Below are 14087 nucleotides of genomic sequence, written 5' to 3'. Positions count from 1 at the left end.
CTCCTGTTGCCGTGGCGCGCGTCGCGCGTTGCCCTCGGAACGGTACGCGGTCCCGGTGCCGTCCACCGCACCGTGCCGGATGTTGTCGGCGCCCCCCGGCGCCTCAGCCGTGCAGCTCGAGCAGGTGGTCGGCGAAGCGGTCGACGGCGTCCGGGGAGTGGCCGAGGAACAGCTCCGGCTCGACGAGCTCGAGCTCCATCACGGAGGGCTCGCCGTCGACCTCCACGAGGTCGACGCGCGCGTAGGTCACGTCGGCCGGGAGACGGCGTGCGCGGGTGCGCCGGCGCCCTGGGAGGATGGTGACCATGAGCACCCCCGGCAGCTCCGCACCTCGCCTCGAGGGCTGGACGCACACGTACTCCGGCAAGGTCCGTGACCTCTACGTCCCCGACGGGGGGTCGCCTGACGGCGACGTCGTGCTCGTCGTGGCGTCGGACCGGATCAGCGCCTACGACCACGTGCTGCCCACGACGATCCCGGACAAGGGCAAGATCCTCACCGCCCTGAGCCTGTGGTGGTTCGACCAGCTCGCGGACGTCGTTCCCAACCACGTGGTCTCCACGGACGTCCCGCACGAGGTGGCCGGCCGGGCGATGGTGTGCCGCCGGCTGCGGATGTACCCGGTCGAGTGCGTCGTCCGGGGCTACCTCACCGGCTCGGGTCTGCAGGAGTACCGGGAGACCTCCGCCGTCACCGGCCTGCCGCTGCCCGCCGGGCTGCGTGACGGCGACCGGCTGCCGGAGCCGCTGTTCACCCCGGCCGCCAAGGCCGAGGTGGGCGAGCACGACGAGAACATCACGTTCGAGGAGGTGGCGTCCCGGGTGGGGCAGGGGCTCGCCGAGCGGCTTCGCGAGCGCACCCTGGAGGTCTACGCGCGGGCCGCGGGCGTCGCCGCGGAGCGGGGCATCATCATCGCGGACACCAAGCTCGAGTTCGGCGCCTCGCCCGTGCCCGGGGAGGGCGACGTCGTGCTCGGTGACGAGGTCCTCACCCCCGACTCCTCCCGGTTCTGGCCCGCGGACGAGTGGGAACCGGGGCGGTCCCAGGCCAGCTACGACAAGCAGTTCGTCCGCGACTGGCTCACCTCGCCCGCGGCGGGCTGGGACCGTGGCGGCGACGTGCCGCCGCCCCCGCTGCCCGGAGACGTCGTCGGGCGGACCCGCGACCGGTACGTCGAGGCCTACGAACGCCTGACCGGGACGAGCTTCACGGGCTGAGCCCGCGCGGCGCGCCCGCACGGGGCCGTGTGCCCGGAGCCGTCTGCACGGGGAAGGAGCAGGTATGGGACGACGAACGGTGCGCGGCGGCCCGCCCCTGCGGACCGCCGCTCTGGTCCTGGCCGGCGTCCTGGTGCTGGCGGCCTGCGGGTCGCGACGACGCCCGGCGCGCCCGGGCCGACGGAGCCGCGTCGTCGTCGTCTCCGTCGGCGCGGTAGGGACGCTGGTGCGTGGGGTGCTGCGTACGGCGGGTGCCGCGTGACGATCGGGTGGTCGGCGGGCGTCGCGACGACCGTGACCAGCGGTGACGGGCCGGCGGGAGCTGGGCCGTCGCCCGGCCCGAGATGCCCGCCGTGTGGTCCCGCCGCATGATGAGGTTCTCGAGGTCTGCCCGTCGCGAAGGAGCGAGAGCATGTCTGACAGGAGCCACGGCGGGCCGGGGAGCGAGCACCGCCCGCCCGCCACCGCCACGGAGCCCGCGGGTGAGGTGCCGGCGCGGCCCGGGGCCACCACCACCGAACGGGTCGGCGGGACGTACCGCACGTTCGACGAGGTGCAGGAGATCCTCAGTCCCGCCGAGCAGAGGCTGGAACGGATGCGCCGCACGGCCGGCCTGTTCGTCGGTCCGCTCGCCGGGATCGCCGTCTACCTCGCCGCCGGGACCCTCGACGAGCCGGCCCAGCGGCTGGCCGGGATCCTCACCTTCGTCATCATCTACTGGATCACCGAGGCCATCCCTATCCCGGTGACGGCGATCCTCGCGATGTCGGTGGTGGTGATCTTCCAGGTCGCTCCCGCCGACGAGGTGTTCGCCCTCTTCGGCAACTCCACGCTGTTCGTGTTCGTCGGCGGGTTCATCATCGCCGAGTCCATGCGCAAGCACGGCCTCGACCGCCGCTTCGCGTTCGGCGTGCTGAGCCTGCCCGGCGTGGGCAGCTCGGCCGTAAGGATCATCATCGCGTTCGGCGCGATCACCGCCCTGCTCAGCGCCTTCGTGTCCAACACGGCGACGGCGGCCATGATGATGCCCATCGGCGTCGGCATCGTCACCTTCATCACCGGCGTCATGTCCTCCGAGTCGGGGAAGGAGGTCGACCCGCGCCGCCTGCGCTTCGCCACCGCCCTGATGCTCATGGTCGCCTACGGCGCGAGCGTCGGCGGCCTGCTCACCCCGGTGGGGAGCCCGCCGAACCTCATCGGTCGCGGGCTGATCGAGGAGGCGACGGGAGAGACCATCCCCTTCTTCACCTGGATGGTGCTCGCCTTCCCGATCGTGCTGCTGATGTTCGTCGCGCTGTGCGTCATCCTGGTCGCCCTCAACCGGCCGGAGGTCAAGCGCATCTCGGGCGTGAACGAGTACGTGCGCCTCGAGCGGGAGCAGCTCGGGCCGATGGGCCGCGGCGGGCGCAACACCCTCATCGCGTTCGCCGTCGCCGTCGCGCTGTGGGTGACGCCCGGTGTCATCGCTCTCTTCACGGGCGGGGAGGGGGAGTTCTACGAGAACGTGACCGCGCGGCTGAACGAGGGCGCCGTGGCGGTGGTCGCGGCGAGCCTGCTGTTCCTGCTTCCCATCGACTTCTCGCGCCGCCAGTTCACCATCAGCTGGAACGACGCCGCGAAGATCGACTGGGGCACCATCCTTCTCTTCGGGGCCGGCATCACCCTCGGCAGCCTGCTGGGGTCGACCGGGCTCGCCGAGACGATGGGCGGCGCCCTGAGCGACCTCCTCGGCGTGAGCTCGCTGCTCGGCCTCACGCTGCTCGCCACTGTCATCGCCGTCATCATCAGCGAGACCACCTCGAACACCGCCAGCGTCGGCGTGGTGGTGCCCATCGTCATCCCGCTCGCCGAGGCCGCCGGCGTCAACCCCGTCATCCCGGCGGTCGCGGCGATCTTCGGGGCGTCGTTCGGGTTCATGCTCCCGGTCTCCACGCCGCCGAACGCCATCGTCTACGGCACCGGCATGGTCCCGATCATGAAGATGGTCCGCTCCGGCATCGTCTTCGACGTCATCGGCATCATCCTCATCGTCGCCGGCGTCATGACGATGGGGGGCGGTGCTCGGGCTGGGGGTAGCCGGGCGCGGGCCGGGCACGCGCCGCCGCCGCCGACGCCGAGCCCCTCGCCGAGGTCGGCTCCGCACCGCTCAGCGCCGTCGTGCGTCACATGCTCAAGGCCTCCGACAACTCCGTCGCCGAGGTGCTCGCCCGGCTGGTGGCGGTCGAACGGGGCCAGGAGCCCGACTTCCCCGGCGGCACCTCGGCGGTGCGCGGGCAGCTGGCCGAGCTCGGCGTGGACGTCACCGGCGTCACCATGGCCGACTCCTCCGGGCTGAGCACCGGCACGTCCGTGCCGCCGGCGGTCCTGACGGACGTGCTGCGCCTGTCCTCCGACCCGTCCCACCCCTCGCTGCACGGGCTGGTCCCCGGCCTGCCCGTCGGCGGGCTGGACGGCACCCTGTCCGGCCGGCTGTCCGGCGAGGCCGCCGGGCACGTGCGCGCCAAGACGGGCACGCTCGTGCGGGCGGTCTCCCTGACCGGCAGCGTGACCACCGCAGACGGCCGCCCGCTGCTCTTCTCGCTGCTCGCCTCCGACCTGGAGGTCGGCACGGCCGGCCAGGCCCGGATCGCCGTCGACTCCTGGGTCTCCTCCCTCGCGGCGTGCGGGTGCTCCTGAGCGGATACCGTGGCCCCCATGAGCAGCGCCGTCGACTGGCAGGTGGCCGTGCGCCGCGCGGGAGCCTGTCGCGCCCCCGGCCCCCCGCGGCACCCGGGCCGAGCTGCGCGCCCTCATCCAGGTGCTGCGCTCCGCCGCGTCCGAGGCGCCCGGCCACGTCGGTGACATCACGGGCCTCCACCGCGCCGCCGCCAAGGTCGCGGCCACCCCCCGTGTACGTCGTGGACCGCCCCCCGGTGGGCCCAGGCGAACGTGGAGATGTTCGCGCACCTCACCGACGGGCTCCTGCCGGCGCCCAAGGTCCCCGGCTCGGCGCGGGTCGCCGGGGAGGAGATGGGCGTCATGCTCGCCCTCCTCTCGCCGAAGGTCCTCGGCCAGTTCGACCCCTTCACCCCGTCAGACGGCGCGGCGGGCCGGCTCCTGCTCGTGGCCCCCAACGTCCTCAAGGTCGAGCGTGAGCTCAACCTCGACGCGATGGACTTCCGGCTGTGGGTGTGCCTGCACGAGCAGACCCACGCCGTGCAGTTCGCCGCGGCGCCGTGGCTCGTCGACCACCTGGCCGGACGGATGCGCGACCTCGTCGGCGGCGTCACCACGACCACCGACGGCTCCGAGCGGCTCTCCCGGGCCGTCCGCGCCGTCGTCGAGACGCTGACCTCCGCCGTCGGCGCCGGGGAGAACCCGGTCTCCGAGCTCGGGGGCCCGCTCGTCGACGCGTTCCTCGACCCCGAGGAACGGGAGGCGATGGGGGAGATCGTCGCCGTGATGAGCCTGCTCGAGGGGCACGCCGACGTCGTCATGGACGCGGTGGGGCCCGCCCGGCTGCCGTCGGTGCGCCGGATCCGCGCCGCGTTCGAGAAGCGCCGCGACGGCACCTCGACCCTCGACGTCATGCTCCGCCGGCTGCTCGGGATGGACGCGAAGGTCGCCCAGTACCGCAACGGCGCCCGGTTCGTGCGCGCCGCCGTCGAGAAGGTGGGGCACGCGGGGCTCAACGCGGTGTGGACGGCGCCGGACCTGCTGCCCACCGCCGCCGAGGTCGCCGACCCGGCGCGGCCAGCGGCCGGTCGCCGGCGGGCAGGGCGCCGGTGGCGTCGACGACCCGGGCGATGCGCTCGTGCCCGACGAGGGAGCGTGGCAGCTCGCCGAGGACGAAGCCGATCGCACGGATGGGCATCGTCATGACGGTGAGCAGGTAGGCGACGGTGACGACGTCGCCGGTCTGCGCGTCGCCGGCCCGCACCTGCAGCGCACCGACGGCGATGACGGCCAGGGTGGCCGCCGACGGCAGCAGCTCGATGACCGGGTCGAACACGGAGCGGATGCGCCCCATGGTGACGTTGGCCGCGCGCAGCTCGTCCGTGGCGGCGCCGAAGCGGGTCTGCTCGACGTCGGCCGTGCCGAGGCTCTTGACGAGGAGGGCCGCCTCGAAGCTCTCGTGGGCGACGTCGGAGACCTTCGCGCGCAGCCGCTGGGAGTGCGTGGCCGCCGGCGTCATGCGCCGCCGGAAGATCGCGTTGGCCGCGACCACGAGCGGCAGCACCGTCACGCCGATCAGACCGAGGAACGGGTCGGCGAGGAACATCGCGACGGCGGCGACCACCATCATCACGACCACGCCGACCGCGAAGGCCAGCGGAAAGAACACCCCCGGCGGCGGCCTCGGCGTCGGCGTTCGCGTTGGACAGCAGCTGTCCGGTGGGGTGGCGGCGGTGCCAGCTCACCGGCAGCCGCAGGTACTGCCGGGTCACGCGCAGCCTGTGGGCCGCCTGGATCTCGAAGGACGACCAGCCGCCGTAGATGCGGCGCAGCGCGACGCTGCCCGCGGTGACGAGCCCGACGAGCAGCAGCACCGCGCCGGCGCCCCACAGCCGCCCCCGCGTCGACCTCGCGGGCGGTCAGCGCGGGGGCGATCACGTCGTCGGTGATGCGGCCGAGCAGCCACCCGGAGGCGCGGACGCGGCCAGGCCCTCGCGGGCGAGCGTGGCGAGGTGGTCGCGCAACCGCCTGGTGGCGCCGCGGCGGTCGGCCCACCAGCCGTCGGGACGCGACCCGACGACGTTCGCGGCGTCGACCACCAGGACGAGACGGCGCAGCATGGCCCGAAGCTCGGGCAGGGCGTCCGCGAAGGCGGGCAGCAGGGCCAGGCCGTCCAGCTCCTCCAGCCCGGCCCAGCGCACCTCCAGACTCTCCGGGTCGGTGACGGCTGGCGCGACGGGGGCGACGGCCTCGGCGAGCACGGTCGTGTAGCTCCAGTCGGGATGGGTCAGGGCACGGTCCGCCCGCAGCCGTACGGCCGCCGCCGTGATCCTGGCCTCCTCCACGGCCTCGCGGACGGCGCCTGCCCGCGCGCTCTCGCCGTCGGTGATCGCCCCGCCGGGCAGGCCCCAGGTGCCGCCGTGGTGGGACCACAGGGCGCGGTGCTGCAGGACGACCTCGACCCCTGCCGGCCCCGCTCGCCACAGCAGGAGGCCGGCCGCTCCGTTGAGCCCCCAGTGGCGGTCCCCGCACCCGCACTCCACCCAGCCGTCGCCGCGCTGGCGGTGGGTGCGGGCGTCGGGTGGGGGCCGGTGGGCGGGCGGTGTCACACGCGTCAGCCTCGCACACGCTGCGACCGACCGACCGACCGACCGACCGACCGACCGACCGACCGACCGGTCCGGCCGTTCGTGACTGTCGTCGGGGCAGCCGCGGGGGACTGGCGCATCGACCTGAAGCGTGTCGTCGCCGCGGAGCTGCCGGGGGACCCTCGCGCAGGCCGGGGAGCCCTGGACCCTTCCGCCCGTGCCCCGCGCGGGCGTAAGGGCGTCGCGCTCGTCGGGTCCCGGCCGCCCCGGTGCGCGCCGGCGTCAGTTCGCCGAAGCGTCCTCCATGGGATCGATCTGGCAGATCACCGCGCCGGTGGCGACGTTCTGCCCGACCGCCGCAGCCATGCCGTGCACGCGCCCGCCGCGATGGGCCACCAGCGGCTGCTCCATCTTCATGGCCTCCAGCACGACGACGAGGTCGCCGGCCTCGACGATCTCGCCGTCGGCCACGGCGACCTTCACGATCGTGCCCTGCATGGGCGAGGTGAGGGCCGCGCCGTTGCTGCCGGCGGACGCCGTCGTACGGCCCGACGAGCGGCGCACGGGCCGCCGGGAGGAGCCGCGCAGCCCGCCGGAGATGCCGAGGCCGGCCGGCAGGACGACCTCGAGGCGCTTGCCGCCCACCTCGACGACCACCCGCTCGGTGGGCTCGGCCTCGGCCGGCTCGGGGGGCCGGCGGCGGGGTCTCCGGCCGGGAGGACGGCAGCGCCCGCAGCTTGTCGGCGTAGTCCGTCTCGATCCAGGTGGTGTGCACGCGGAACGTCTCGGCCCCGCCGTCGGCGACGAAGTCGGGCTCGGCGAGCACCGACCGGTGGAAGGGCAGAACGGTGGGCAGCCCGACGATCTCGGTCTCGCGCAGCGCGCGCCGCGCCCGCTCGATGGCCTGGGCGCGGGTGGCGCCGGTGACGATGATCTTGGCGAGCATCGAGTCGAACGCGCCCGAGACGGAGTCGCCGCCCACGACGCCGGAGTCGACGCGCACGCCCGGCCCGGACGGCCACGTCAGGGACGCGATCGTCCCGGGGGCCGGCATGAACCCGGACGCCGGGTCCTCGCCGTTGATGCGCAGCTCGATGGAGTGGCCGCGCGGGGCGACGGAGTCGTAGCCGAGCTCCTCGCCGGCGGCGAGGCGCAGCTGCTCACGCACGAGGTCGATCCCGGTGATCTCCTCGCTCACCGGGTGCTCGACCTGCAGGCGCGTGTTGACCTCGAGGAAGGAGATCGTCCCGTCGACGCCGACGAGGAACTCGCAGGTGCCCGCACCGACGTAGCCGGCCTCCTGCAGGATCGCCCGCGACGCCTCGACGAGCTGGCGCTCCTGCTCGGCGGTGAGGAACGGTGCCGGGGCCTCCTCGACGAGCTTCTGGTGCCGACGCTGCAGCGAGCAGTCGCGCGTGGAGACCACGACGACGTTGCCGGCGGCGTCGGCCAGGCACTGGGTCTCGACGTGGCGGGGCCGGTCGAGGAACCGCTCGACGAAGCACTCCCCGCGGCCGAACGCCGCGGTGGCCTCGCGGACGGCGGAGTCGAACAGCTCGGGGATCTCCTCGCGGGTGCGGGCGACCTTCAGGCCGCGGCCGCCGCCGCCGTAGGCGGCCTTGATCGCGACCGGCAGCCCGTGGGCGTCGGCGAAGGCGAGGACCTCGGCCGCGTCCGCCACCGGGTCGGCCGTGCCCGGCACCAGCGGTGCGCCGACCCGCTGGGCGATGTGGCGGGCGGTGACCTTGTCGCCCAGCGCCTCGATCGCCGCGGGCGGCGGGCCGATCCAGACGAGGCCCGCGTCGAGCACCGCGCGGGCGAAGTCGGCGTTCTCGGAGAGGAAGCCGTATCCCGGGTGGACGGCGTCCGCGCCGGAGCGGCGCGCGACGTCGAGGATCTTGCCCGCGTCCAGGTACGTCTCCGCGGCGCGCATGCCACCGAGGGCGAAGGCCTCGTCCGCCAGCTTCACGTGGAGCGCGTCGCGGTCCGGGTCCGCGTACACCCCGACCGTGGCGACGCCGGCGTCGGCGCAGGCCCGGGCCACCCGGACCGCGATCTCGCCGCGGTTGGCGATGAGCACCTTCCGCAGCGGGCGATGCGGGCCCGGCAGGATGGAGGTGCTCGGCATGGGGCGCTCCCGTGGTGGAGAGGTGGAGGACTGACCGCACCACGTTAGCCGCGCGCCGAGGCTCGGTCACACTCCGACCCGACGGCGGGGGCCAAGTCTGTCCATCCCTTCAACCGTGCCGAACGGCGTTTGTCCTCTTCCCACAACTGGGGGCGGTGTGACGCGGATCATGCGCCACCCGGTTGTAGCAGGGGTACAAACGCGCGCGCCGACCGGCATCGCGCGGTGCCTCCGTCGCCCCGCGCTGGTCCTGCGCCGTCGGCGCCGCCATGATGACTGACGTGCCCGACGCCGCCGCACCCCTCCCGCACCCCGTCACCGGCCGGCTCTTCGCCTCCCCCGGTGCCGCCGGGGGAGCGGCTGGCCCGGTGACCCCGCCACTCCGGCGACGCCGGTCGCCACCTCGGCCGTGGACGTCGCCGCCCTCGCCGCGTCCGCGAGCGACGTCGCCGACGTCGACGCGCTCGTCTCCGTCTGCCGGGCCTGTCCGAGGCTCGTCACCTGGCGCGAGGACGTCGCGCGGACCGGGCGGCGCGCCTCCTTCGCGGACCAGCCCTACTGGGGCAGGCCCGGACCGGGGTTCGGCGACCGGCGGCCGCGGGTGCTCGTCGTCGGCCTCGCCCCGGCCGCCAACGGCACCAACCGCACCGGCAGGCTCTTCACGGGTGACCGCAGCGGCGACTGGATCTACGCGGCGCTGCACCGAGCCGGCTACGCGAACCAGCCCGGCAGCGTCGCGGCCGGGGACGGCCTGGAGTTGACGGGCCTGCGGATCGTCTCTGCCGTGCGGTGCGCGCCTCCGGCGAACCGGCCCACGCCCGAGGAGCGGCGCACCTGCGGGACCTGGCTCGACCGGGAGCTCGACCTGGTGACGCCCGGCCTGGAGTCGATGCTGGCGCTCGGAGCCATCGGCTGGGACGCCGCCCTTGCCGCGGCGCACCGGCTCGGCTGGGCGGTGCCCCGCCCTCGGCCGCGGTTCGGGCACGGGGCCGAGACCGTGCTGCGCGCCCGCGACGGCCGGGCCGTGCGGCTGCTCGGCAGCTACCACGTCAGCCAGCAGAACACCTTCACCGGTCGGCTCACCGAGGAGATGCTCGACGCGGTGATCGCCCGGTTGTGAGGGCGCCGTCCTCGTGCGGGCAGTCAGTCCCACCACGGTCACGCGGGCGGGGGACCTCGAGCCGGCTCAGGGGCGGCTCGCGGAGGCCCAGAGGTCCGGCACGGTCACGCCCACGCGGGCGAGCAGGTCCCGCAGCAGCGGCAGGCTCAGGCCCACGACTCCGTGGTGGTCGCCCTCGATGCCGGTGACGAACGGGCCGCCCAGCCCGTCGACGGTGAAGGCGCCCGCCACCCGCAGCGGCTCGCCGGTCGCGACGTAGGCGTCGATCTCGGCGTCGGACAGGTCCGCGAAGTGCACGAGCGTGGAGGACGTCGCCCCCACCTGCTGCTGCCCGCGCACCAGCCAGTGACCGGTGTGCAGCCACGCGGAGCGGCCGCGCATGGAGCGCCACCGGGCCACCGCGTCGGCGGCGTCGGCCGGCTTTCCCACCACCTCGGCGCCGTCGGTGCGTCGAGCTCCAGCATGGAGTCGCAGCCGAGCACCAGGTCCGCCTCCGCGGCCGCCGGGGCGGAGGCGACCACGTCGCGCGCCTTCGCCCGCGCCAGGAGCAGCACCTGCTCCGCGGCGGGGAGCTCGCCGCTCCCCGCGGCGGCGGCCTCCTCGGCCGCGCGGGCCACGCCCGTCGCGGCCCCGACCGCCACCCCCACCGCCGCCGAGATCGACGCGATCGTCGCGGACATGACCCTCGACGAGCTCATCGGCCAGATGACCTGGACGCACGTCTACGGCTCCTCGGCCCACGACACGTCGATGAAGGCCAGCAACCAGGCCCGCTACGGCGTCGACACCCCCGCCCAGGTCGTCGAGAAGTACGACCTCGGCGGCGTCCTCTACTTCGCCTGGTCCGGCAACACCAAGGAGCCCAGCCAGATCGCCGCCCTGTCCAACGGCCTCCAGGAGGCCGCCCTGGGCGACGACGGACCCGGGATCCCGCTCGCCGTCACCATCGACCAGGAGGGCGGGATCGTCGCCCGGGTCGGGCCCCCCCGCCACCGTCCTGCCGGGCAACATGGCGCTCGGCGCGACCTTCGACGCCGACCTCGCGCACGAGCAGGGGCAGATCCTCGGCGAGGAGATGCGCGCCATGGGCGTCAACGTCGACTTCGCCCCAGTGCTGGACCTCAACTCCAACCCGGACAACCCGGTCATCGGCATCCGGTCCATGGGGGAGGACCCGGACACCGTCAGCAGGCTCGGCGTCGCCCAGATCCAGGGCATGCAGGAGCACGTGGCCGCGACGGCCAAGCACTTCCCCGGCCACGGCGACACCAACGTCGACTCGCACTACGGCCTGCCCGTCGTCACCTACGACCGCGCCACCCTGGACGAGCACCTCCAGCCGTTCCAGGCCGCGATCGACGCGGGCGTCGACATGGTCATGACCGCGCACATCATCGTCGAGGCGATCGACCCCGAGCTCCCCGGCACCCTCTCCCACGACGTCCTCACCGGTCTGCTCCGCGAGGACATGGGCTTCGACGGGCTCGTCACCACCGACGCCCTCGACATGGCCGCGATGGCCGCCAACTGGAGCCAGGAGGAGATCGCCGTCATGACGATCCAGGCCGGTTCCGACATCCTCCTGAACTCGCCCGACGTCGACGCCTCCTTCGCGGGCGTGCGCCAGGCCGTGGCCGACGGTGTCCTCACCGAGGAGCGGCTCGAGGAGTCGGTGCGACGGATCCTCACCTGGAAGGCGGAGCGCGGCATCCTCGAGAACCCGTTCGCCGACCCCGACGCCGTCGACGACGTCGTCGGCAACGCCGACCACCTCGCCACCGCCGCGACGATCGCGGACCGCGGCACCACGCTGCTGCGCAACGAGGGCCGCACGCTGCCGCTGGCCGGCGACGAGACCGTGCTGGTCGTCGGGTCCGGCTCCGGCTGGCCCGAGCGGGTGGGCCCGATGCTCGCCGGGCGCGGGATCGACGTGGTCGAGGACTACGAGAACGGCACCTCGCCGTCGGCCGCCTACCGGGCCCGCGCGGTGGAGCGGGCCTCGCAGGGCGACGTGGACGCGATCGTCTTCACGTCGTACAACGCGACCTCCAACACCGCCCAGCAGCAGATGGTCGCCGAGCTGGCAGCCACCGGAGTGCCGGTGATCGTCATCGCCACGCGCAACCCGTACGACATCAGCGTCTTCCCCGACGCCGACGCCGTGGTCAACAGCTACGGCTGGAACGTCGTCAACTTCGAGGGCGCCGTGCGCGTGCTGCTCGGGGACGTCAACCCGGCCGGCCGCCTCCCGGTGGACATTCCCACCGCCGACGGCGAGGGCATCCTCCTGCCGCTCGGGTTCGGCCTGTCCTACGCCGGCGCCCCGCAGCACGCCGGCCCGCCGGAGAACGCCGGACCGAAGGACGGCTCCGGCGCCCCCCGGCCACGCCGGCCCGCCCGAGCACGCCGGCCCGGCCGAGGGCAACCAGCACGCCAGCGCGCTGGCCCCGAGACGGCGGCGTCGGTCGCGCCCACACCGACCGGCGCCGCCCCCGGAGGCTCCACAGATCCCCCGTGCAGGACGCGCGGCACGCCGGCCGGACTCCCGCCGCGTCCCAGCCGCCCACGCGGCTCGTCTACGACGCGCTCGGCATCGACATGCCGGTCGTCCCGGTCGGCGTGGCCGACGACGGCCAGATGGAGGTGCGCCCGGACGTCCTGGAGGCGGGCTGGTACCGCTTCGGCCCGACCGTCGGCGCGAAGGAGGGCACCGCCGTCGTCGCGGCCCACGCCGGCTCCTACGTCACCCCGCGCGGCCCCTTCTACGACCTCAAGGACGCCCGTCCCGGCGACGTGGTGCGCGTCGCCCGTGCGGACGGTGCCGTGCTTGCCTACGAGGTCACCTCGGTGGAGAACGTCGACAAGGACGTCATCGACCTCGAGCGGTACTTCCGCCGCGACGGTGACCCGCGGCTGGTGCTGTTCACCTGCGGCGGGCGGTGGGACGAGGCCCGGCAGAGCTATGACGACAACGTTGTGGTGTCGGCGAGGCCCGCCGATGGGTAACGTCCCCACCACGGCGGTCGGTCCCCCGGCCGCGGCACGGCCGCGGGAGGTGCGTGTGGACGACGACGAGTCCCGCCCCGCGCTCGAGGCCGCCTTCCGTGCGGGCCGGCCCGAGGCCGTGCGCGCGCTGTACGACCGCTACTCGCCGCTCGTCTACACGATCGCCAGGCGCTCGCTCGGCTCCGTGGCCGACGCCGAGGACGTCACCCAGCAGGTGTTCGTCGCCGCCTGGCGCGGGCGCGCCCGGGTTCGACCCCTCGCGGGCGCCGCTGCAGGCGTGGCTCGTCGGCATCACCCGCAACACGGTCGCCGACGCGCACGCACGGAGGATGCGCGAGCTGCGCGCGGCGGACGCGGCCTCGCGGACGGCCGAGGAGGTCGCCCCGCCGGCCGACGACCCGACCCGGGTGGTCGACCAGGTCGTGGTCGCGCACGCCATCGACGGCCTGGGCGAGCCGCAGCGCGAGATCATGAGGCTGGCGTTCTTCGACGAGCTCACGCACGTGGAGATCGCCGAGCGCGTCGGGCTCCCGCTCGGCACGGTCAAGTCACACATCAGGCGAAGTCTGGGACGGCTGCGCAGGAGGCTGGAGGTGGCAGATGTCGCATCTTGACGACGAGACGATCGCCCTCCGCGCCCTCGGCGAGCACGTCGGCGCGCAGGCCCAGGCGCACCTGGAGAGCTGCGAGCGGTGCCGGGCGGAGGTGGCGGCGCTCGGGCGGGTGACCTCCTCCGCGCGCGGGGCGGGGACCGGCGGGCTCGAGCGGCCGCCGAGCAGGTCTGGGACCGCATCGCGGACGAGCTCGGCCTTGCGGAGGAGGGGCTGCCGTTCCTGCACTTCCGCGAGAAGGGTCGCTCGCCGCGTGAGGGGTTCACGGACCACCACGAGCCGGTCGAGAACATCGACAGGTCGGAGGAGCTGGCATGAGCGTCGAGAACCAGGGGAGCCGGGCGGGGGTCGACGTGGCGGCCAGCGCGGCCGAGTACCGGGCGCGCAAGGGGACGAGAAGCCGCTCCTGTCCGTGCGGGACCTGAGGCTGCGGTTCGGCGGGGTCAAGGCGGTCGACGGGCTGACCTTCGATGCCTACGCCGGGGAGATCATCTCGGTGATCGGCCCGAACGGCGCGGGCAAGACGAGCGCGTTCAACTGCATCACCCGCCGGGCCAGCGGTCTCCCGACTGCGATCGACCGCGGCCGCCGGGCGGCGGGCCGTGCGGCGCCCCGAGCGGGGTCGCCCGCCGCGACGTAGACTTCCCGGCGGACCCCGTCTCCTCCCGGATGCGGGGCTCGCGTGCTGCCACGCCGCCGCCGGTGCCCCGCCCGTCCGGGGACGACGACGCGCGGCGCGCCTTCCGTCGTCGTCCCTCGCGA

12 protein-coding genes and 5 pseudogenes are annotated in these 14087 nt (G+C 74.4%); 12 read left to right on the top strand and 5 right to left on the bottom strand.

The annotated features are described in order from the left end of the window. Nucleotides 1-103 precede the first annotated feature (103 nt). Nucleotides 104-307, bottom strand: coding sequence for a hypothetical protein (locus DA06_RS19035; protein ID WP_052436978.1), 204 nt, complete (start codon nucleotides 305-307; stop codon nucleotides 104-106). On the opposite strand from DA06_RS19035, the gene DA06_RS19030 reads away from it, so the two are divergent. The 5 genes and pseudogenes from DA06_RS19030 to DA06_RS19010 all read left to right on the top strand — a co-directional run bounded on the left by DA06_RS19030 (nucleotide 306) and on the right by DA06_RS19010 (nucleotide 5078). Further along, complete coding sequence (locus DA06_RS19030) at nucleotides 306-1217, top strand: phosphoribosylaminoimidazolesuccinocarboxamide synthase (protein ID WP_052436977.1); 912 nt, start codon at nucleotides 306-308, stop codon at nucleotides 1215-1217. The two genes, DA06_RS19035 and DA06_RS19030, sit on opposite strands and share 2 nt — an antisense overlap. Nucleotides 1218-1281: 64 nt before the next feature. Beyond that, entirely contained in the window at nucleotides 1282-1479 is a 198-nt protein-coding gene (locus DA06_RS19025) for a hypothetical protein (protein ID WP_418605744.1), read from the top strand. Between the two features lie 150 nt (nucleotides 1480-1629). After that, nucleotides 1630-3246, top strand: a pseudogene (locus DA06_RS19020) (SLC13 family permease); the annotation flags it as partial. Nucleotides 3247-3374: 128 nt separating this feature from the next. Beyond that, complete coding sequence (locus tag DA06_RS19015) at nucleotides 3375-3893, top strand: D-alanyl-D-alanine carboxypeptidase (protein WP_418605743.1); 519 nt, start codon at nucleotides 3375-3377, stop codon at nucleotides 3891-3893. A 258-nt stretch (nucleotides 3894-4151) separates the two neighbouring features. After that, nucleotides 4152-5078: a zinc-dependent metalloprotease gene (locus DA06_RS19010; protein ID WP_418608096.1), complete on the top strand. Its 927-nt coding sequence runs from the start codon at nucleotides 4152-4154 to the stop codon at nucleotides 5076-5078. 46 nt (nucleotides 5079-5124) lie between these two features. Here DA06_RS19010 and DA06_RS19005 read toward each other — a convergent pair. From DA06_RS19005 to DA06_RS18995, 3 genes and pseudogenes are all read right to left on the bottom strand, one after another. Then, nucleotides 5125-5478, bottom strand: a pseudogene (locus DA06_RS19005) (ABC transporter transmembrane domain-containing protein); the annotation flags it as partial. 328 nt (nucleotides 5479-5806) lie between these two features. Further along, the gene (locus DA06_RS19000) at nucleotides 5807-6481 is read right to left on the bottom strand and encodes an NUDIX domain-containing protein (RefSeq protein ID WP_418605742.1); all 675 of its coding nucleotides are present in this window, start codon (nucleotides 6479-6481) and stop codon (nucleotides 5807-5809) included. A gap of 261 nt (nucleotides 6482-6742) precedes the next feature. Then, nucleotides 6743-8588 (bottom strand): annotated as a pseudogene (locus DA06_RS18995) (biotin carboxylase N-terminal domain-containing protein). A gap of 409 nt (nucleotides 8589-8997) precedes the next feature. Here DA06_RS18995 and DA06_RS18990 point away from each other — a divergent pair. After that, nucleotides 8998-9708 carry a uracil-DNA glycosylase gene (locus DA06_RS18990; RefSeq protein WP_418605741.1) on the top strand — a complete coding sequence of 237 codons (711 nt, stop codon included), beginning with the start codon at nucleotides 8998-9000 and terminating at the stop codon, nucleotides 9706-9708. Between the two features lie 66 nt (nucleotides 9709-9774). On the opposite strand, the gene DA06_RS18985 is transcribed toward DA06_RS18990, so the two are convergent. After that, complete coding sequence (locus DA06_RS18985) at nucleotides 9775-10719, bottom strand: Maf family protein (RefSeq protein WP_418605740.1); 945 nt, start codon at nucleotides 10717-10719, stop codon at nucleotides 9775-9777. On the opposite strand from DA06_RS18985, the pseudogene DA06_RS18980 reads away from it, so the two are divergent. The 6 genes and pseudogenes from DA06_RS18980 to DA06_RS18955 form a co-directional block, all read left to right on the top strand. Next, a pseudogene (locus tag DA06_RS18980) lies at nucleotides 10718-11923 on the top strand (glycoside hydrolase family 3 protein); the annotation flags it as partial. The gene DA06_RS18985 and the pseudogene DA06_RS18980 sit on opposite strands and share 2 nt — an antisense overlap. A 383-nt stretch (nucleotides 11924-12306) precedes the next feature. Further along, entirely contained in the window at nucleotides 12307-12714 is a 408-nt protein-coding gene (locus DA06_RS18975) for a class F sortase (protein ID WP_043503112.1), read from the top strand. Next, nucleotides 12671-12916: pseudogene (locus tag DA06_RS18970) on the top strand (hypothetical protein); the annotation flags it as partial. The gene DA06_RS18975 and the pseudogene DA06_RS18970, both read left to right, overlap by 44 nt. Beyond that, nucleotides 12813-13328, top strand: a complete 516-nt coding sequence (locus tag DA06_RS18965) for an RNA polymerase sigma factor (RefSeq protein WP_418608095.1) — start codon at nucleotides 12813-12815, stop codon at nucleotides 13326-13328. The pseudogene DA06_RS18970 and the gene DA06_RS18965, both read left to right, overlap by 104 nt. A gap of 78 nt (nucleotides 13329-13406) precedes the next feature. Further along, complete coding sequence (locus DA06_RS18960; protein WP_418605739.1) at nucleotides 13407-13643, top strand: hypothetical protein; 237 nt, start codon at nucleotides 13407-13409, stop codon at nucleotides 13641-13643. A gap of 94 nt (nucleotides 13644-13737) precedes the next feature. Then, a complete protein-coding gene (locus DA06_RS18955; protein WP_418605738.1) occupies nucleotides 13738-13965 on the top strand; it encodes an ATP-binding cassette domain-containing protein in 228 nt (75 codons plus the stop codon). Nucleotides 13966-14087: the final 122 nt, after the last annotated feature.

Origin of the sequence: Georgenia sp. SUBG003, assembly GCF_000715355.2 — a bacterium.
In the GTDB taxonomy this organism is placed as follows: Bacteria; Actinomycetota; Actinomycetes; order Actinomycetales; family Actinomycetaceae; genus Georgenia.
Note: the sequence above shows the minus strand (reverse complement) of the source record. Positions and strands in the feature narration are given on the sequence as shown.

What these genes read in the sequence shown, in the direction of transcription:
- DA06_RS18975 (WP_043503112.1), top strand. Translation starts at nt 12,307, where the DNA reads ATGCCGGTCGTCCCGGTCGGCGTGGCCGACGACGGCCAGATGGAGGTG.
- DA06_RS19030 (WP_052436977.1), top strand. Translation starts at nt 306, where the DNA reads ATGAGCACCCCCGGCAGCTCCGCACCTCGCCTCGAGGGCTGGACGCAC.
- DA06_RS19025 (WP_418605744.1), top strand. Translation starts at nt 1,282, where the DNA reads ATGGGACGACGAACGGTGCGCGGCGGCCCGCCCCTGCGGACCGCCGCT.
- DA06_RS19035 (WP_052436978.1), bottom strand. Translation starts at nt 307, where the DNA reads ATGGTCACCATCCTCCCAGGGCGCCGGCGCACCCGCGCACGCCGTCTC.
- DA06_RS19010 (WP_418608096.1), top strand. Translation starts at nt 4,152, where the DNA reads ATGTTCGCGCACCTCACCGACGGGCTCCTGCCGGCGCCCAAGGTCCCC.
- DA06_RS18985 (WP_418605740.1), bottom strand. Translation starts at nt 10,719, where the DNA reads ATGTTGCCCGGCAGGACGGTGGCGGGGGGGCCCGACCCGGGCGACGAT.